Below are 19,039 nucleotides of genomic sequence, written 5' to 3' on the forward strand. Positions count from 1 at the left end.
ATTAAAAACTATGCGTTGATTAATATGTTTAAAGTAGTGTTACTTTTCTAATTCAGCTATGTCAAAAAACGAACTGTCTTTCGCGGGTAATTCTGTTCGTCCCATTAAATACTGATCCACTTCTCTGGCAGCTTCTCTACCTTCTGATATAGCCCAAACCACCAAAGACTGACCTCTTCTGGCATCACCAGCGGTAAAAATATTTTCTACATTGGTTTTATATTGATCGGCTCCTACTAATCCTGTTTGGGTTTTTTCAACACCTAAATTTTCTAGCAAATGATTTTCAGGATGAGAAAAACCAATGGCAAGTAAAGCCAGTTCACAAGGTACATCTCTTTCCGTCCCCTGTATTTCTTGCATGCTTTGTCTACCTCCTTGGTTTACCCACTCAATATCGACCAACTTAATATGACTTAATTCTCCTTTTTCATTCCCCTTAAATTCCTTAGTCAATACTCCCCATTTTCTTTCGCCACCTTCCTCATGTGAAGAAGAAGTGCGTAAAGTCATAGGCCATAGTGGCCAAGGATCGCTATCATCTCTTTTAAGGTGAGGTTTTGGCATCAATTCTAATTGAAGAACAGAACTAGCTTTTTGTCTATGCGAAGTGCCAATACAATCTGAACCCGTATCTCCACCACCAATTACAACCACATTTTTTCCTTCAGCTGAAATTTTATTTTCAACTTTATCTCCTGCAACTTCTTTGTTTTGCATAGTAAGGAAATCCATTGCAAAGTGAATGCCTTTTAGCTCCCTACCCGGAATAGGAAGATCTCTAGGCACGGTAGAACCAGTGCAAATCACAATGGCATCAAAATCATCCTTCAGCATATCAGGATTAATATTTTTTCCTACTTCAGCATTCACCTTAAAACGGATGCCTTCTTCGTCCATAATGCTAATTCTGCGCTCTACGAACCGCTTCTCTAATTTGAAATCTGGAATTCCATACCGAAGTAATCCGCCAATTCTGCTTTCACGTTCAAATACAGTTACCCAATGTCCTGCTTTATTAAGCTGATCAGCTGCCGCCAATCCGGCTGGTCCTGATCCAATAACCGCTACTTTTTTATCGGTTCTTACTTGAGGAGGATTTGGTTTTATATACCCTAATTCATAAGCTTTTTCAGCGATTGTTTTTTCAATATGCTCGATAGCCACTGGAGGTTTATTAATACCTAATACACAGCTTGCCTCACAAGGAGCGGGACATATTCTTCCTGTGAATTCGGGAAAGTTGTTGGTAGAATAAAGAATTTTAGCAGCTTCTTCCCAATTTTCATGATAAACCGCATCATTAAATTCAGGAATAATATTTCCTAAAGGGCAACCAGAATGGCAAAACGGGATGCCACAATCCATACACCTTGCTGCCTGCTTTTTGGTTTTCACCTCAGGAAAAGGCTGGTAGATTTCTTTAAAATCTTCTATCCTTTTTTCAGGTGGTCTGCTATCTGGTAATTCTCTATCAAACTTTAAAAATCCGTCTTGCTGTCCCATTTATGCTACTATTTTTTCGTTAGTCTTTTGTTCTTCTGCTTTTTTTGCTTCTAAAATGCGCTTGTAATCGTGAGGGATTACTTTGATGAATTTTGATAAATAGTGATCAAAATCCTCTAAAATAGTTTTGGCTTTTACGCTGCCAGTGGCTTGAGCATGATAATCAATTAAGGTCTTAAGCTCATTTATATCCTCTTCCGAAGGACTTTCCATGCCTACCATGGCTTTATTACAATTTTCCTCAAATGAATTATTTTCATCTAACACATAGGCGATACCACCACTCATTCCGGCTGCAAAGTTTTTACCAGTTTCACCAAGTACCACTACTCTTCCACCTGTCATGTATTCACATGCATGATCCCCTACGCCTTCAACCACGGTATGCACTCCTGAATTTCTAACACAGAATCGCTCACCGGCCATTCCGTTAATGTAGGCATATCCAGAAGTCGCCCCATAAAAGGCGACATTCCCAATTATGATATTTTCAGATGCCGTAAAGCTTGAGTTTTTAGGAGGATAAATGAGGAGTTTACCGCCAGATAAGCCTTTTCCGTAATAGTCATTAGACTCACCTTCAATTTCAAAGGTCACTCCTGGAGCAAGGAATGCTCCAAAGCTTTGCCCTGCTGATCCTTCAAATTTATATCGAATTGTATCTTCGGGAAGCCCTTCTCCTTTATACTTTTTACTGATTTCATTGGAAAGAATTGCCCCCACCGCTCTATTGATATTCCGGATTGGGAAAGTTTTTCGAACAGCTTGTTTATTGTCTAAAGCCTCTTTGGCAGTTTCCAATAGTTGCCAATCTAATACCTCATCTAATTCGTGCTCTTGCTCAATTTGTTTAAATACTCCAACTTGCTCAGCTATATGCTCCTGATATAAAATTGGACTCAGATCAAGGTCCTTTAATTTCCAGAAAGGCACATCATTTCTAACCTTTAATACTTCTGAATGGCCAACCATTTCATCAATAGTTTTGAATCCTAATTGAGCCATTATTTCCCTTAAATCTTCAGTTAGGAATTTAAAGAAATTCACAACATGCTCAGGATCTCCAGTAAAGAGTTTTCTTAATTCTGGATTTTGAGTAGCTACTCCTACAGGACAAGTATTGGTATGACATTTACGCATCATGATACAACCTTCGACCACCAAAGCAGCAGTTGAGATTCCCCATTCTTCAGCTCCTAATAAAGTAGCGATGGCCAAATCACGACCTGTTCTCATTTGTCCATCCGCTTGTACCGTAATTCTACTTCTTAGGTTGTTTTTTACTAAGGTTTGATGGGCTTCAGCTAATCCTGATTCCCATGGAAGTCCAGCATGACGAATAGAGCTTAAAGGCGATGCACCTGTTCCTCCATCTGCACCTGAAATTAGAACCACATCTGCATTGGCCTTTGAAACTCCGGCTGCCACGGTACCCACACCGGCTTGTGAAACCAATTTCACATTAATTCTGGCTGTACGATTAGCATTTTTTAAATCGTATATAAGTTGGGCTAAATCCTCAATCGAATAAATATCATGATGGGGTGGAGGAGATATTAATCCTACTCCTGGAGTGGAATGCCTTACTCTTCCTATCCATTCATCTACCTTATGACCTGGCAATTGACCTCCTTCACCGGGCTTAGCGCCTTGTGCCATTTTAATTTGGAGTTCATCAGCATTAGTTAAGTAATAACTAGTTACACCAAATCGTCCAGAAGCGACTTGCTTTATTGCAGATCTTTCCCAATCACCATTTGGCTTTACTTCAAATCGCACTTCATCTTCTCCGCCTTCACCACTGTTACTTTTAGCACCAATTCTATTCATGGCAATAGCAAGTGTAGAGTGGGCTTCATGAGAAATTGAACCAAAAGACATGGCTCCGGTGGCAAATCTTTTCATGATACTTTCAGCTGGCTCCACTTCAGATAATGAAATAGGTACTCTTTTCTTAAAGTCGAATAAGCCTCTTAAGGTTAAGGTATCTTTTACCTGATCATTAATTTTTGAAGCATACTTTTTATAAAGTGAAAAGTTAGCGGTCTTAGTGGAATGCTGAAGCAGATGAATTGTTTCCGGATTGAAAAGGTGTTTTTCACCTCTTTGTTTCCATTGGTAAACGCCTCCAACTTCTAAACCTTTTTTAACCTGATTATTTGAAGGATAAGCTTGTAAATGTCTTACTAAAACTTCTTTAGCTAATCCATCAAAATCAATGCCTTCAATTCGAGAGATTGTACCCGTAAAGCATTTTTCAATCACGGTTGAATGAAGACCTAATGCTTCAAAAATTTGTGCACTTTGATAGGACTGCAAGGTGCTGATCCCCATTTTAGATAAAATCTTCAATAAGCCATAGCCGATTGCTTTCTGATAATTTGCTACTGCTTCTTCTTTTGAAAGCCCATCTTCTAATTGACCTTTATCATGCAGTTCTTCAATTGAATTAATTGCTAGGTAAGGATTTATCGCACTAGCTCCATATCCAATGATAGTGGCAAAATGGTGAGTTTCTCTTACATCTCCCGCTTCTACTACTATACCTGTTTTAGTTCTAAGGTTTAATTTTACAAGATGTTGGTGAACTGCTCCAGTTGATAATAAAGAAGGAATAGGGGCGTGGTCATGATCAATATTTCTATCGGAAAGAATTAAAACAACTTTTCCGTTCTTTGCTGCCTCTTCTGCCTTAGCGCAAATCGTATTTAGTCCTTCTTCTAATCGGCCAGGCTCTCCATCAGCTTTAAATACACAATCAATAATCTCATAATCAAAGCCAATGTCTTTTAAGTACATGAATTTAGCAATATCAGAATCCAGTAAAACAGGTTGTGATATGTGAACTTGTTTCGCATGCGCAGGAGATTCCTCTAAAATATTCAAACTTTCACCCACTCTGGTGAAAAGTGACATAACCATTCTTTCTCGGATGGGGTCAATTGGAGGATTACTTACCTGGGCAAATAACTGCTTGAAATAATTTGATATATGTTGGCTTTGCTTACTTAAAATGGCTAGTGGAGTATCGGCCCCCATAGAACCAATGGGCTCAGTTCCTCTAACCGCCATATCAGCTAGTATAACTTTTAATTCTTCAGAAGTATATCCATAAGCTTTTTGTTGTTGTAATAAATTCTCACCTGATAATTTTTCTGTACTAACTTCAGGCACTGGCAGATTTCTTAATTTTACTCTATGGGCAATAATCCAGTCTTGATAGGATTTATTAGCAGTAATGCTATTTTTGATCTCCTCATCAAATAAAATTTTGTTTTGTTCTAAATCAGCCATCAACATTTTACCAGGCTGTAATCTTCCTTTCTGGATAATTTCATCTGCCTTAACCGGCAAAGCTCCTGCTTCTGAGGATACTATTAATCGATTATTGTTGGTGATACAGAAACGAGAGGGTCTTAATCCATTTCTATCTAATGTGGCACCTACTTTTTTACCATCCGTAAAAATTAAAGCAGCAGGGCCATCCCAAGGCTCCATTATGGATGCATGATACTTATAAAAAGCTTTTCTGTCTTTATCCATCATGTTATTATCCTGCCATGCTTCGGGCACTATCATCATCATGACATGTTCTAATGGTCGGCCATCAAGCACTAGCATTTCAACAATGGCATCCAGATTAGCGGAATCAGAATGCTCTGGATTGGTTACCGGTAGTAACTTTTCTAAATCAGCATCAGTAAAAACCTTTGAATCAAAGTTGGCTTCTTTAGATTTCATTTTGGTTACATTCCCCCTGATGGTATTAATTTCTCCATTGTGGGAGATGAATCTAAAAGGTTGAGCAAGTTTCCAATTTGGAAATGTGTTAGTGGAGAATCTTGAGTGAATAATAGCAAAAGCGGATTTAAATCTTTCGTCTGTTAAATCATAATAATATTCTCTAAGTTGATTAGTTCTTAATTGACCTTTATAAATTACTGTATTAGTAGAAAGGCTGCAGGCATAAAAAGCTTTATTGTTTCCTTGTACATTATGGCCAATGTAATGAGTGCTGTAATTTCTTAATACAAATAATTTACGTTCTAACTCTTCATTAGAAATTGCCTTTTTTGACTGAATAAATACCTGTTCAATTAAAGGCTCTACTGGCTTGGCACCGGATCCTGGCACTTTTTCATTAACTGGCACTTTTCGGTATCCTAAAATTTCTAGCTCAAGTTCTTCTGCATGTTTATTTAATACTTCTTTACATTCATCAGCAACTTTTGGCATTTTAGGAAAGAAGAAGATTCCTGTCCCTACCGGGTTTTCCTTTTTAAATGAGATACCCGCATCATCGGCAGTCCATTTAATATAATGCTCATCGATTTGCATCATAATCCCTGCACCATCACCAGTTTGCTTATCGGCTCCTGTACCGCCTCTGTGCTCCATGTTTTCCAACATGTCTAGAGCATCTTGAATAAGTTGGTGCTCTTTTTTGCCGTTAATATTAATGATGGTTCCTATTCCACAGGCATCATGTTCAAATGCAGATTTGTATAAAGAATTGTTACGCATAAATATGAAAGTCAGTCAATTGAGATGTATAATTTACTGATAATAAGTAATCCATAAAAGTAAAAGAAGTTGGAAATCAGTAAGGATACTTAGTGTCTAATTTACACTAAGTAATTCAGTTTTACAAATTTTAGTTCAGCCTAAAAGAATTATCTTAAGGTAGAATAATAATTGAAATTGGAAATAGAGAGAGATAGCCATGAAATTACCATCTTAAATATTTTTATTTTTTTGGAACTAGTTTGACAATTTTTCCTGGCCCCTCAACTGCAACATAGATGTAACCGTCCGGGCTTTCAGCAACATGCCTAACTCTTCCGATCCCCTTTAATAATTTTTCTTCTTTAATATATTTTCCCTCATCATCCAGATTAACTCTACATAAATATTGAAATTTAAGCGAGCCTAATAATAGGTCGCCTTTCCAGGAAGGATATCGATCGCTGCTAACAAAAGTCATCCCACAAGGGGCAATGGAAGGATCCCAATAATGCTCAGGTTGCATCATTCCCTCCTTTTCGGTTTCATTACTAATAATAGTGCCATCATAATCTATTCCATAGGTGATTTCAGGCCAGCCATAATTTTTTGCCTTTTCTACTATATTCAATTCATCTCCTCCTTTAGGTCCATGTTCATGTTCCCACAAATTTCCAGTTGCAGGATGAAACTGCAGGCCCTGAGGGTTTCTATGCCCATAACTCCAAATGCTATGTTCAGCATCAGGAATTTTTACGAAAGGGTTATCTTCTGGAAGATCACCATTTTCATACAATCGATGGATTTTACCAAAAGGATTTCCCACTGATTGGGCGTTTTCCATTTCCCCTCTTTCTCCAATACTAAAAAAGATGTAACCCTCTTTAAAATCTATTCTGGAACCAAAATGAACACCTGAATTCGTTTTTGGGAAGGATTCGTAGATCAATTCTTTATTGACTAATTGATTTCCATCGAGTTTGGCTCTCATAATAGCTGTGCTACCGCCTCCTTTGCCTGGTTTTGCATAGCTAAAATATATCCAGCCATTTTCAGCATAATTGGGATGGGCTTGAATGTCAAGAAGTCCGCCTTGACCACGATTATAAACTTCTGGAACTCCTTTTAATTTTACTCCTTCAAAAGCATCATTTTCAATTACTAAAATTTCTCCTCTTTTTTCGGTAACAAGCATTTTGCCATCGGGCAGCCAGGTCATTCCCCAGGGGTTTTCTAATCCATCAGCAATAGTGACTACCTCAAAATCATCTTTAAGATTGCTTTCAGGTTCAGCATTACATGAAAAATTAATTATAAAAAGTAATGAAAGAAATTTAAGAGCAGCTAAGGTTCTCATATTTAGGTGGTTTACGCTTTCTCTAATATAACTATTATATCAAGAATTGTAAACCACCTAAATGAAATTATATCTCAATTATTATATATAGAAGCAATTTCATCTTTATAGTTTGCTTCAATTATTTTTCGCTTTAAACTAAGTTTTGCAGTTAATTCACCATTTTCAACAGTCCAGGCTTCTGGAAGAAGAATGGTCTTTTTGATTTTTTCATACTGAGCAAATTGATCATTTGCTTTCCCTATCTCCCGCTCAAATTTTCCAATTATTTTTTCATCCTTTATCATTTCAGAGTCAGATGTATAGGCTAAACCTTTATGTTGACACCATTCCTTTAGAGCTTCAAAGTTTGGAACTATAAGTGCCCCAGGGAATTTTTGTCCATCACCTACTACCATAGCCATCTCAATCATGGTGGATTCCTTTAGTTTATTTTCAATGTATTGTGGCGCAATATATTTCCCGCCTGATGTTTTGAACATCTCTTTTTTACGATCTGTAATTTTAAGGAACTTACCATTCACCATTTCTCCAATATCACCGGTATGGAACCAACCGTCTTTATCAATTACCTCGGCAGTTTTTTCAGGCTGATTATAATACCCTTTCATGATATTTGGCCCCTTGGCTAAAACCTCACCATCTTCGGCAATTTTTATTTCAACCCCAGGTAATGCAGGACCAACTGTACCAATAAGCATATCTTCTTTATTGTATCTGTTAAAAGAAATGCCTGGAGAGGTTTCAGTTAAACCATAGGCTTCCAAAACAGGTATTTGTGCCGACCAGAAAATAGTAGCTAATCTAGGCTGTAATGCAGCACCACCTGAAGCAATTATTTTAATATTACCACCAACTGCCTCCCTCCATTTACTGAAGATTAGTTTATTGGCTAGTTTGAGTTGGAAGTTATACCAGCCTCCTTGGTTTTTATTTCGATCAAACTTATGACCTAAATTTAATGCCCAAAAGAAAAGTGATTTTTTCACTCCGCTTAATTCCATTCCTTTTGCTACTATCTTATCGTAGATTTTTTCAAGTAGTCTTGGTACGGTCGTAAACATATCAGGCTGAACTTCTTTTAAATTGTCTCCAATTTTTTCAAGGTTTTCAGCATAATAAACTCCAACGCCTCGGTATAAATAGAAATAAACACTGGTTCTTTCGAATATATGGCAGAGTGGCAAAAAGCTTAAAGACTTTCTTATTCCGGCAACATCTAAGTTCTCTGAGACAGCTTTTGCATTGCTTAATACATTATTATGGGTAAGCATCACACCTTTAGGATTACCAGTTGTACCAGAAGTGTAAATAAGTGTTACTAAATCTTCAGGAGTAACGGCTTTTTTATATTCCTCTAAATCTGTGGTGTCATTTTCTCCACTTTCTCTTAATTCTGACCAGTGAGGAATATTATTCAGGTTTTCAAAGGAGTAAATATTTTCTACAAAGGATAAGCCTTGTGAAGCTTTTTTAACTTTATCATATAATTCTTGATCTTCAGCAAAAACATATTTCAATCCTGAATCTTCAAAAATGAATTTATAATCTTTTGGGGTGATGGTAGGGTACATAGGCACACTAACAGCACCAATTTGTTGTAAGGCAAGATCAATAAAATTCCACTCTGGTCTGTTGGAAGAGACTATTCCAACTTTATCATCTTTTTTTAATCCCAATTTTAGAAAGCCCCTTGATACAGCATTTACAATATTTATTACATCATCTGTGCTGTAGTTTTTCCAGCGGCCATCATATTTGTAGGAGAATGTATCTTTAATTGGGTGGTTTTCTTTTTGATAAGATAGTAAATCGAAAAGCCTAGTGAGTTCCATAATAGTGATCTTAATTTTTCCTTTAATATAAATCAAAATTTATGAATGATAGGAGACACCGAAGGAAATTTCACTTTTTTATAAAAAAATAATTGAAACCTTACAGCAAAGAGATAGTTATCAGTAGGTTATTGGGATAATGTCATATTATTTCAATATATTTGATAACATCAAAATGAAACAGCCATGTTTGATCTAAAAAAAACCAGTATTATAGTATTATTACTCGGTGCTTTTTGTGCATTTGATGTTTCAGCCGAAACCGCAGAAGACAAAAAAGAAAAATACAAAACAATTGAAGTAGATCCGGAGAAGAAAAGCAAAACCGATTCTTTAGCCAACATTAGGGAAAAGCCTATGCTAAAAGATAGCGTTGATAATAAGGCGAATTCTCAAAGTTCGATGTCTTCAATGTCATATAACATCTTATTTCAGGTTATATATAGGTATAGCTTTAAAGAAATTTTTGATTCTCCAGCTGCTTCGGAAATCGTAACGAATTAGAAGAAAAACTAAATAAAAAGAAAAGGCATCCGCTTTCCAGCAGATGCCTTTTTTAGTAATCAAAATTCTTAATTCTTAGAATTTCTCAATATCAGCAAAAAAGAAACTTCCTTCGATTTGAGCATTTTCATCAGAATCAGAACCGTGAATAGCGTTTGCTTCAATTGATTTAGCAAACATTTTTCTGATAGTTCCTTCTTCAGCATCAGCTGGATTAGTCGCTCCAATTAATTTTCTGAAATCTTCAACTGCGTTATCTTTTTCTAAAATCATAGCAACAATGTGGCCACCTGACATATATTCTACTAAATCTTTAAAGAAAGGACGCTCTTTGTGAACGGCATAAAACTGACCCGCTCTTTCTTCACTTAATTTCGTCATTTTCATTGATACAATACGGAATCCACCTTCCTCAATCATTTTTGTAATTGCACCAATATTGTTTTCACCCACTGCATCGGGCTTAATCATCGTAAATGTTCTGTTTCCAGCCATTGTGTTAAATTTATTGATTTGAATATTTTGAAATGCAAATTTAAGGGATAAATCTGATATGAAATATTATATTTCCTTAATCTCAGCAGGAAATTAATTTTTTCGTCAACTCGCAGGCAATTAGGCGTTTGTTTTTCATGATTTTCTTGTCAACTTTGCAAATCAATTTAATCCCAATAGGGTTAATCTGATTCATGCAGGACATTTTAAAACTAAAAGAGGTATTAGAAACACCTCAAAATATTGTAATAACCACCCATCAAAAACCTGATGCTGATGCATTAGGCAGTAGTTTGGGAATCTATAATTATCTTATCAAAAACGGTCATAATGCAACAGTAATTACCCCTACTGACTATCCGCAATTCCTTTATTGGATGAAAGGCAATGAAAAGGTGATTGTATACAATGAAAATGGAAATGAGGAAAAGTCAAACCAATTAGTAGCGGATGCAGATCTAATTTTTTGTCTTGATTTTTCTAATCTTCATAGAATAAATGAATTAGGAGATGCTGTAGGTGAATCAAAAGCGCATAAAGTATTAATAGATCATCACCGCGGTCCGGAAGAATTTGCTGAATACGTTTATCATGATGTCGATTCAGCTTCTACTGCTCAGCTAATCTTTAAAATGATTAAGCTTTTTGGAGATAAAGAACAAATTGATCCTGATATTGCAGATTGCCTTTATGCAGGAATCATGACCGATACCGGCTCCTTTAAACATCCTAACACTACTCAGGAGGTACATGAAATTGTAGCGGAGTTAATTAGTTTAGGAGCTAACAATTCGGAAGTATCAAGATTGATATATGATACAAATTCACTTGATCGCTTAAAATTTTTAGGTTTTGCATTAAGTGAAAGATTAACAGTTTTCGAAAAGGAGCATGCAGCCTATTTTGCCATTTCATTGGAAGATTTGAAAAAATTTAATTCTAAAAATGGTGATACAGAAGGTCTTGTAAATTATGCTTTATCTATTAATGGTATTACCATGGCGGCATTGTTTACTGAAACAGAAGATGGTACTAAACTATCTTTAAGGTCAATCGGTGATTTTGAAGTTAATACCCTGGCAGGAGAATATTTTAATGGTGGAGGCCATAAGAATGCAGCTGGTGGAAAGGTTGATTTAGGTTTAAAGGAGACCGTGAATTTATTTGAAAGAATTATAAGAGAATACGCAATACAATTACAAAACAGAGAAAAAATAGAAGTTTATGAACAATTATAAGAGTTTAGCCATAGCCTTACTATCCATCATCTTTTTAGGAGCATGTGATAGTGAAAAGAAAGAGACTACTCAAGATGGTATTGATTATGTATTAGTAGAAAGTGAAAATGGAGAATCATTTTCTGAAGGTGATTTCGCAATCTACTCATTAAAATTAGTTGATAGTGAAGATTCAGTATTGATCAATAGTGAAGAAGTAGGTGAGTTGCCAGTTCAAATTATTGATTCTGTATTATCAACAAGAGGCCCATTGTTTTCAATTTTAAAGGAATTGAATATTGGCGATAGTATTAAAACTAAACTTTCTGCAAGTGAAGTTTTAACTCAAGGATTCAGACAGCCTGTTGCTCAGGATAAAGATCCTGAAGAAAGATTAACAGTATATGCAAAAGCACTTCAGAAATTGGATACTGCTGGTTTTATGGAATGGCAGCAACAAAAAAGAGAGGAAGCAATGCAGAAGCAAAGAGCAGATGCTGAAGCACAAAAAGGAATTGATGATCAATTGATTCAAGATTTCTTAGCTAAAAACGAGATTGAGGCAGAGAAAACAGAATCAGGTCTTTATTATATGGTAACTGAAGAAGCATCAGGAGAGAAGCCTGAAGCAGGAGATACTGTAAGAGTGAACTATGTAGGTAGAACTATGGATGGTACTGTTTTTGATACTTCATACGAAGATATCGCTAAAGAATCGGGTGTTTATAATGAGCAGAGAGAATATGGTCCAATCGAAATCCCTATTGGTAAAGGTAGAGTAATCAGAGGATGGGACGAAGGCATCATGTTGTTAAATGAAGGAAGCGAAGCTACTTTGTATATTCCTTCTGGCATGGCTTATGGAGCAAGAGCTGCAGGACCAAAAATTCCAGCAAACTCATCTTTAATTTTTGATGTTGAGCTAGTGGAGGTAAAATAAAATGAAGAAGATATTAGTATTTATGATAGCAGGACTAGCAGCAGTCTTGCTATCTTCTTGTGATGAAGAATGTGAAAATTTAAGAGGGGAATGTCCGGAAGAGCAATTGGCCAAGGACGTTAAGTTAATTGAAGATTACATAGCCGAAAATAACCTTGAAGCCGAAAGAGATCCTTCTTATGATTTGTTTTATATAATTGAGGAGGAAGGAAATGGAGTTTTTCCTGAAAATGGTCAGGAAATTAATGTTAATTATGTAGGCCGATTTCTTGATGGTGAAGTTTTTGATACCAGTATTGAATCTGTAGCTAAGGATGCAGGTGTTTTTAGTGAGTCAAGAACCTATGAGCCTTTTTCATTTACTTTAGGCTTGCGCCAGGTGATTTTAGGATGGGAAATTGGGATGAAAAAAGTAAGTGAAGGAGGAAAAGCTACTTTACTTTTGCCTTCCTATTTAGCATATGGTCCTAGAGGAAATACTAGCATCCCACCTAATACCGTTTTACTATTCGAAGTAGAATTAGTAAGTATCAATAACTAAATTTTAAGAAAGAATGATAAGATATCTTTTATCAATAAGTATATTATTTACAATCTTTTCTTCTTGCACATCTGAAATCCAATGTGATCAGGCGCCAGATATCTCTCCAGATCAATCTAATCTGGAGTCTCAAATCAATGAAATTGAAGCTTATCTGAGTGCTGAAGGTCTTGATTACCAAACGCATTCATCTGGAATACGATATGTTGAATTAGAAAGTGGTGAAGGAAGATCTCCAAATTTTTGTTCGTCTGTATCTATTGATTATGAAGGGCGCGAACTAGGAAGCGATGAGATCTTTATTAGTGCGATTGGTAGTGAATTCTCCTTACGAACTAACTCAGTAGTACCAGGATTTAAAATTGCCGTAAGCTTAATGAATAGAGGAGCGGATTATAGAGTCTTCATCCCAGCAGAATTGTTGATCAATAAAGGTATTAGTGATGTTTTTCCAAGGAATATCCCTGAAGGAAGTAATGTAGAATTTCGAATCCGTCTGAATACATATTGATGATGAAGATTTGTTTTGCAACTAATAATGCTAATAAAATTAAAGAAGTAGCTCAAATGTTAGGTGATAACTTTGAGCTTCTTAGTTTAAAAGATATTGGATGCAATGAGGAGCTTAGCGAAGACCAGAGTACTTTAGAAGGCAATGCTCAACAAAAGGCTTCTTACGTTTATAATAATTACAATACAAATTGCTTCGCTGATGATACTGGCTTAGAGGTTGAATCTTTGAATAATGAGCCGGGAGTATTTTCTGCTCGCTATGCTGGTCCTCAAAGGTCTGATGAAGATAATATGGCGCTATTACTTCAGCGTTTGGAAAAATCATCAGACAGGAAAGCAAGGTTTAGAACGGTAATTTGTGCTTTTATTAATGATGAGAAGCATTTCTTCGAAGGAATAGTGGAAGGCAAAATTGCTTCTTCTCACAGTGGTGATAAAGGATTCGGCTATGATCCAATCTTTATTCCGGATGGCTATGACCAAACTTTTGCACAAATGAGTTTGGAAGAGAAAAACAAAATTTCTCATCGTTCGAAAGCTGTAAGAAAACTAGTCGATTTTTTAAAAACAAATTCCTAAAAACAGTTTAAAAAACGTAGTTTTGCACTCATGAACAATCCATTCATTGTAGGCATAACAGGAGGAAGCGCTTCAGGAAAAACCATGTTTTTGAAAAGCTTGCTCGACCATTTCCCTGAAGAAGAAATCTGTTTAGTTTCACAAGATAATTATTACAAAGATCGCCATTTGCAACCTAAAGATGAGAATGGTATTGAAAATTTTGACACTCCTCAATCTATAGAGTTTGATGACTATGCCCGTGACATTAAAATGTTGAAGGAGGGTAAGTCAGTCAGCCGTAAAGAATATACTTTCAATAATCCGGATGTAGTACCTAAAATGCTGGAGTTTAAACCTTCTAAAATAATTGTGGTAGAAGGATTATTCGTATTCTATTTTCCTGAATTAGCGAAATTATTGGATCTCAAAGTATTTATTGATGCAAAGGATTATGTGAAGTTGAAAAGAAGAATTGTCCGCGATAATTCTGAAAGAGGTTATGATCTGGATGACGTATTGTATCGATATGAAAAGCATGTAGCACCTACCTACGAAAAATATATCGATCCATTTAAATATGATGCCGATATCATAGTACCTAATAACAATAAATTTGATAAAGGATTAGAAGTTTTAGTATCTTACCTTAAAAATAAAGCCTTATGACCAATCGCTTTGCAGTAATAGGATTAGGACAGTTCGGAGAATCAATTGCTAGAACTTTGAGTGATAGTGGTGCTGAAGTACTTGCTATTGATATTGATTTAGATAAAGTTGAAGCTATAAAAGATGATGTAGCCTATGCTGTAGCATTAGATTCTACAGATGTGAAAGCATTAAAAGCACAGAATATTCAGGATATGGATGCTGTGGTAGTGGCAATAGGTGAAAATTTTGAAGGCCTATTACTAACTACGGTTTTATTATTAGAGCTTGAAGTAGAAAGAATTATCGCCAGAGCAGCCAACGCTCAGCAACGCATGATTTTGGAGAAGATGGGGATTAGCGAGATTCTATCACCTGAAGAAACAGTAGGGAAAACAGTGGCTGAAATGTTGCTGCATCCTAATATGAAATCTTTCCTTCCTTTACCGGATGATTATGAAATTGTAGAGATCAACACCCCTACACGAGTGGTAGATCAAACCATTAGCGAAATAGGATTACGTGAAAAATATAACCTTAACCTCATTACAGTAAAAAGATTATATGATGAGAAAGTGGATGGGCAGCTACAACAAGTAGAACACATCATAGGAGTTCCGCGAGCCGATACCTTCCTAAAAGAAACAGATATTATGATCATCTTAGGAAAATCTAAAGATGTAAATAAGTTTATTGAGGTGAATAAATAAATCAAAATAAGTTTTTTCATCAACCTTTAGAGTCACATGAAGCCAACCAAAATTCTTTTACAAGTGATTACAGCCCTTTCAATCTTGTATTTTTTTACAGTTCACATCATGCATCGTCCAGAAATTGGAGGTATTGAACTTTCTTTCATATTCCCGCTATTAATTTTTTCACTTGCTATAGCAGCCTTAAAATTTGTAAAGAAACGCTAATGATACTTAGGCATATAAGCCTAATAACTTGATTTATTTTTCCTAACTTAGAGCTCAGCCAAATTTTTTAATATCAATGAAACAAAAAGTTGCACTTGTTTTAGGCAGCGGTGGCGCTAGAGGAGTTGCTCATATTGGCGTAATTGAAGCTTTAGAGGAAAATGGTTTTGAGATTTCTGCCATTGCAGGCTCAAGTATGGGAGCCGTTATTGGTGGCTTATATGCTGCTGGTAAAATGCAGGAATATAAAGAATGGGTTACACATTTCGATAAAATAGACGTTTTTAAACTTTTAGATTTCACCTTAAGCTGGCAAGGTATTGTTAGGGGAGAGAAAGTATTTAAAGAAATGAGGCGGTTACTTGGGGAGTTTAAAATTGAAGATTTTGAAATTCCATTCACTGCCGTAGCCTCCAATATCCGAACTCAAAAAGAAGTGTTGTATAATGAAGGAAACCTCATGGATGCTTTAAGGGCATCATGTGCAATCCCTACTGTTTTAACTCCAGTTTATCATAATAATGAAGAAATTGTAGATGGTGGGGTTTTAAATCCGATCCCGTTAAATAGAGTAGAAAGAGTAGATGGAGATATTTTAATAGCTGTTGATGTAAATGCCGCAATACCTTTTGAGAAAAAAATTGCAGTAACAGCACAGGAAGTTGAGCAAGATGAAAAGAACAAACAGTTTTTAGATGATTTTACAGCACGGATTAAAAGCTTTTTTCCTAGTAACAACGGCAAAGATAATAATACACCAAAAAAGTTCGGTTACTTTGATTTACTGAATAGATCTATTGATTTAATGCAGGAAAAAATGACCAATCTACAAATGGATATCATAAAGCCTGATATGTTGGTTCAAGTTTCTAGAAATTCTTGTGGCACTTTTGAATTTTACAAAAGCAATGAATTGGTTGAATTGGGTAAAACTGCATTTGAGAAAGCATACCATAATTATATAAATGAATTGGAAAGAAGTAAATCATGAATTAGGAAATATTGACCTTTACTGGTTGGATTTTATTCTTAAAGGATACTTAAAAGAGGGGGCAAAAATTTTAGATGCTGGTTGTGGTGAAGGAAGAAACATTCATTATTGTCTGAAAAACCAGATGGATGTTTTTGGTATTGATCAAAATCCTGAAGCATTACATTTCTTGAGACTTATAGCTAATAAACATAAATTAGATAATGTTGAGGCAAGGTTTCAGCAAATGAGACTTGATAAACTATTATTCCCTGATCAAACTTTTGATACTATAATTTGTAATGCGGTATTGCATTTCGCATCCGATAAGAATCATTTTAATAAAATGATAGAAGAAATGAGTAGAGTTTTAAAATCCAAAGGCGCTCTATTTATACGGACTATGACGGATCTTTATTTTTCTGATTCAACTCTAAAGTTGAAGGAAAATATAGTCGATTTAGGTCAGAAAAACTTAAGATATGTAATTAATTCAGACCAATTTATAGATCAGATGAACCGAATAGGTTTTAGCTTAATAGAACCTTATAAAGAAGTTTTAGTACAGGGTAAGCATTCTATGGGGACCTTTATGCTATGTAAGGAATAATACAATATTCTTCACTTTCTTACATCTTTAAAACATCCTTTAGGAATTCATATTGGCATCCTTAGCCTTTTTATCAGGTGGAATTCTTTTTTTTTCAGTATAATACCACATTTGTAAGCACAAACACTTGTCTTTAATTATTAAATAAATTTCGAGAAATAAGTATATTTACTAACAGTTAGTATGAAAAAATACCCTTTTCGAAATATTATTTTGGGCGATACGACTCATATAGAATCTGAGTCAAAATACAGAAAGGCTCTGCTTGTAGGGGCGTGCTGTTTGTTATTGTTATTTTTTAGTTCTGTTCATGCCGTAATAAGTGTATTCGTTTGGAGTTTAGATCTAAGCCCAGTTTTTTTAATTGGAATACTTGGTGCAATAATCTCATTCCTGCTAAATAGAGTTGGTAAATTCGAATTGGCAAAACACAGCTTAATTCTAATTACTATTTTGTTTGTATTTGTTTTTATGACGAATCATGGAAAGTACTATGGCTCTCAATTGTATTTATTCCCCATATTAGTTGCTTCAATTGCTTTATTTGGGTATCAAAAAATTAAATATTGGTTTTTATATGGCCTTTTAGCTTTCGCTTGCTTCTTAATTAGTGAATATACTGATTTTCGATTATTTGAGATAGATTTGGTTTCAGAGGAAAATATAAATAAGACCTACTTTTTAAATTATTTATTCACCTTTTCGGCCTTGATAGTAGTGATTTATTATCAAGTTAAACTACAACATAAATCGGAGCAAAAAATTTTAGAACAAGATCGGAAATTGAAGGAAAGTGAAGAACGGTTTAGGTTAGCTGTTGAAGGCACCAATGCTGGAATTTGGGATTGGGAAAATATCAATAAAGATCAGCAGTGGTGGTCGCCAAAATTATATGAATTATTGGGGTATAGCCAGAAAGAATTCACCCCGTCTAAAGCAAGTTTCAAAAACCTGTTAGCTGAAAAATCAGACTATCCGAAACTCATAAAAGACTTTAAAAAACACTTAAATAGTAAAGAGCCTTTTTCCGTAGAATATAAGCTCAAACATAAAGATGGCACCTACAGATGGTTTCATGGATCGGGTCAGGCAAAATGGACTAGTGATGAGAAACCCACTCGTATGGTAGGCTCATTAATAGACATTACTGAAAAGAAGGTTAAAGAAGAAGAGATAAAAGAAAAAAATGATTTGCTTGAGCAGACCAATGCTGAGTTAGATCGATTTGTTTATAGTGTGTCTCACGACTTAAGGGCTCCTCTAAATTCAATTCAAGGCTTAATAAATATTGGTGATACTACCGATGACACGCAAGAACTAAAACAGTTATTGGGAATGATGAAGAATAGAGTTAAAAAGCTTTATTCTTTCATTGATGAGATTATCAATTTTGCTCGAAATACAAGAACAGAAATTCTCAAAAAAGAAGTCAATCTTTATGATTTAGTAAAAGAAACCTTTGAAAATACTCAATATCGTGAATTATCAGCTGATATAGATTTCAGAATGAAAATTCCAGAAGATACCATCTTAGAAACCGATATTGGAAGGCTAAGTGTTATATTAAATAATTTGATTGATAATGCAATTAAATATCATAGACATAGCTATCCTGGGAAATATATCGCAGTTCAATCCGAAGATTTAGGAAGTGATTTATCCATTAAAATTATTGATAATGGTCAAGGAATTCCATCAAATGCTCAAGACAAAATATTTGATATGTTCTATCGAGCATCTGAAAATTCAAAAGGCTCTGGTTTAGGCTTGTACATTGTTAAAGACATGACAGAAAGATTGGGTGGTTCAATTAGTCTTGAATCTGAATCAGGAGAAGGAACCATTTTTACGATAATATTACCAAAAGCCTAAATTTTCAAACAATCCTTTCCAATCCATAATTGAATTAATTTATCTTTGCG

General features: G+C 35.3%; 15 protein-coding genes and 1 pseudogene. 11 read left to right on the forward strand and 5 right to left on the reverse strand.

Going from position 1 to position 19,039, the window contains the following annotated elements:
- Positions 1 to 39: 39 nt before the first annotated feature.
- The 4 genes from QYS48_RS07825 to QYS48_RS07840 form a co-directional block, all read right to left on the reverse strand.
- On the reverse strand, positions 40 to 1,506 hold the full coding sequence (locus QYS48_RS07825; RefSeq protein ID WP_308358269.1) for a glutamate synthase subunit beta: 1,467 nt from the start codon (positions 1,504 to 1,506) through the stop codon (positions 40 to 42).
- Positions 1,507 to 6,030 carry a glutamate synthase large subunit gene (gltB, locus tag QYS48_RS07830; RefSeq protein ID WP_308358270.1) on the reverse strand — a complete coding sequence of 1,508 codons (4,524 nt, stop codon included), beginning with the start codon at positions 6,028 to 6,030 and terminating at the stop codon, positions 1,507 to 1,509.
- 223 nt (positions 6,031 to 6,253) lie between these two features.
- Entirely contained in the window at positions 6,254 to 7,366 is a 1,113-nt protein-coding gene (locus QYS48_RS07835; protein WP_308358271.1) for a PQQ-dependent sugar dehydrogenase, read from the reverse strand.
- Between the two features lie 74 nt (positions 7,367 to 7,440).
- Complete coding sequence (locus QYS48_RS07840; protein ID WP_308358272.1) at positions 7,441 to 9,201, reverse strand: long-chain fatty acid--CoA ligase; 1,761 nt, start codon at positions 9,199 to 9,201, stop codon at positions 7,441 to 7,443.
- A 186-nt stretch (positions 9,202 to 9,387) separates the two neighbouring features.
- Between QYS48_RS07840 and QYS48_RS07845 the strand changes: the two genes are divergently transcribed.
- A complete protein-coding gene (locus tag QYS48_RS07845) occupies positions 9,388 to 9,705 on the forward strand; it encodes a hypothetical protein (RefSeq protein ID WP_308358273.1) in 318 nt (105 codons plus the stop codon).
- A gap of 75 nt (positions 9,706 to 9,780) precedes the next feature.
- Here QYS48_RS07845 and QYS48_RS07850 read toward each other — a convergent pair whose 3' ends face one another.
- Entirely contained in the window at positions 9,781 to 10,200 is a 420-nt protein-coding gene (locus tag QYS48_RS07850; protein WP_308358274.1) for a nucleoside-diphosphate kinase, read from the reverse strand.
- Between the two features lie 194 nt (positions 10,201 to 10,394).
- Here QYS48_RS07850 and QYS48_RS07855 point away from each other — a divergent pair, with 194 nt between their 5' ends.
- The 10 genes and pseudogenes from QYS48_RS07855 (at position 10,395) to QYS48_RS07900 (ending at position 18,989) form a co-directional block, all read left to right on the forward strand.
- A complete protein-coding gene (locus QYS48_RS07855) occupies positions 10,395 to 11,438 on the forward strand; it encodes a bifunctional oligoribonuclease/PAP phosphatase NrnA (RefSeq protein ID WP_308358275.1) in 1,044 nt (347 codons plus the stop codon).
- Positions 11,425 to 12,357, forward strand: coding sequence for an FKBP-type peptidyl-prolyl cis-trans isomerase (locus QYS48_RS07860; RefSeq protein WP_308358276.1), 933 nt, complete (start codon positions 11,425 to 11,427; stop codon positions 12,355 to 12,357). The genes QYS48_RS07855 and QYS48_RS07860 overlap by 14 nt, the downstream gene beginning before the upstream one ends.
- Before the next feature lies 1 nt (position 12,358).
- Positions 12,359 to 12,898, forward strand: a complete 540-nt coding sequence (locus QYS48_RS07865; RefSeq protein WP_308358277.1) for an FKBP-type peptidyl-prolyl cis-trans isomerase — start codon at positions 12,359 to 12,361, stop codon at positions 12,896 to 12,898.
- 13 nt (positions 12,899 to 12,911) lie between these two features.
- On the forward strand, positions 12,912 to 13,409 hold the full coding sequence (locus QYS48_RS07870) for an FKBP-type peptidyl-prolyl cis-trans isomerase (protein WP_308358278.1): 498 nt from the start codon (positions 12,912 to 12,914) through the stop codon (positions 13,407 to 13,409).
- Positions 13,410 to 13,411: 2 nt separating this feature from the next.
- Entirely contained in the window at positions 13,412 to 13,990 is a 579-nt protein-coding gene (locus QYS48_RS07875; RefSeq protein WP_308358430.1) for a non-canonical purine NTP diphosphatase, read from the forward strand.
- 15 nt (positions 13,991 to 14,005) lie between these two features.
- Positions 14,006 to 14,638 (forward strand): annotated as a pseudogene (gene udk, locus QYS48_RS07880) (uridine kinase); the annotation flags it as partial.
- Positions 14,635 to 15,327: a TrkA family potassium uptake protein gene (locus tag QYS48_RS07885; protein ID WP_308358279.1), complete on the forward strand. Its 693-nt coding sequence runs from the start codon at positions 14,635 to 14,637 to the stop codon at positions 15,325 to 15,327. The pseudogene udk and the gene QYS48_RS07885, both read left to right, overlap by 4 nt.
- Positions 15,328 to 15,613: 286 nt before the next feature.
- Complete coding sequence (locus QYS48_RS07890; RefSeq protein WP_308358280.1) at positions 15,614 to 16,528, forward strand: patatin-like phospholipase family protein; 915 nt, start codon at positions 15,614 to 15,616, stop codon at positions 16,526 to 16,528.
- The gene (locus QYS48_RS07895) at positions 16,503 to 17,117 is read left to right on the forward strand and encodes a class I SAM-dependent methyltransferase (RefSeq protein ID WP_308358281.1); all 615 of its coding nucleotides are present in this window, start codon (positions 16,503 to 16,505) and stop codon (positions 17,115 to 17,117) included. The genes QYS48_RS07890 and QYS48_RS07895 overlap by 26 nt, the downstream gene beginning before the upstream one ends.
- Positions 17,118 to 17,300: 183 nt before the next feature.
- Positions 17,301 to 18,989, forward strand: coding sequence for an ATP-binding protein (locus tag QYS48_RS07900; RefSeq protein WP_308358282.1), 1,689 nt, complete (start codon positions 17,301 to 17,303; stop codon positions 18,987 to 18,989).
- Positions 18,990 to 19,039: the final 50 nt, after the last annotated feature.

The sequence above is a fragment of the Marivirga arenosa genome (assembly GCF_030503895.2).
GTDB classification, from domain to species: domain Bacteria; phylum Bacteroidota; class Bacteroidia; order Cytophagales; family Cyclobacteriaceae; genus Marivirga; species Marivirga arenosa.

Excerpts from the sequence above, each read along its gene's own strand:
- QYS48_RS07825 (WP_308358269.1), bottom strand. The coding sequence starts at position 1,506 with ATGGGACAGCAAGACGGATTTTTAAAGTTTGATAGAGAATTACCAGAT.
- QYS48_RS07835 (WP_308358271.1), bottom strand. The coding sequence starts at position 7,366 with ATGAGAACCTTAGCTGCTCTTAAATTTCTTTCATTACTTTTTATAATT.
- QYS48_RS07840 (WP_308358272.1), bottom strand. The coding sequence starts at position 9,201 with ATGGAACTCACTAGGCTTTTCGATTTACTATCTTATCAAAAAGAAAAC.
- QYS48_RS07875 (WP_308358430.1), top strand. The coding sequence starts at position 13,412 with ATGAAGATTTGTTTTGCAACTAATAATGCTAATAAAATTAAAGAAGTA.
- gltB (WP_308358270.1), bottom strand. The coding sequence starts at position 6,030 with ATGCGTAACAATTCTTTATACAAATCTGCATTTGAACATGATGCCTGT.
- QYS48_RS07865 (WP_308358277.1), top strand. The coding sequence starts at position 12,359 with ATGAAGAAGATATTAGTATTTATGATAGCAGGACTAGCAGCAGTCTTG.
- QYS48_RS07850 (WP_308358274.1), bottom strand. The coding sequence starts at position 10,200 with ATGGCTGGAAACAGAACATTTACGATGATTAAGCCCGATGCAGTGGGT.
- QYS48_RS07860 (WP_308358276.1), top strand. The coding sequence starts at position 11,425 with ATGAACAATTATAAGAGTTTAGCCATAGCCTTACTATCCATCATCTTT.
- QYS48_RS07890 (WP_308358280.1), top strand. The coding sequence starts at position 15,614 with ATGAAACAAAAAGTTGCACTTGTTTTAGGCAGCGGTGGCGCTAGAGGA.
- QYS48_RS07855 (WP_308358275.1), top strand. The coding sequence starts at position 10,395 with ATGCAGGACATTTTAAAACTAAAAGAGGTATTAGAAACACCTCAAAAT.
- QYS48_RS07895 (WP_308358281.1), top strand. The coding sequence starts at position 16,503 with ATGAATTGGAAAGAAGTAAATCATGAATTAGGAAATATTGACCTTTAC.
- QYS48_RS07845 (WP_308358273.1), top strand. The coding sequence starts at position 9,388 with ATGTTTGATCTAAAAAAAACCAGTATTATAGTATTATTACTCGGTGCT.
- QYS48_RS07870 (WP_308358278.1), top strand. The coding sequence starts at position 12,912 with ATGATAAGATATCTTTTATCAATAAGTATATTATTTACAATCTTTTCT.
- QYS48_RS07885 (WP_308358279.1), top strand. The coding sequence starts at position 14,635 with ATGACCAATCGCTTTGCAGTAATAGGATTAGGACAGTTCGGAGAATCA.
- QYS48_RS07900 (WP_308358282.1), top strand. The coding sequence starts at position 17,301 with ATGAAAAAATACCCTTTTCGAAATATTATTTTGGGCGATACGACTCAT.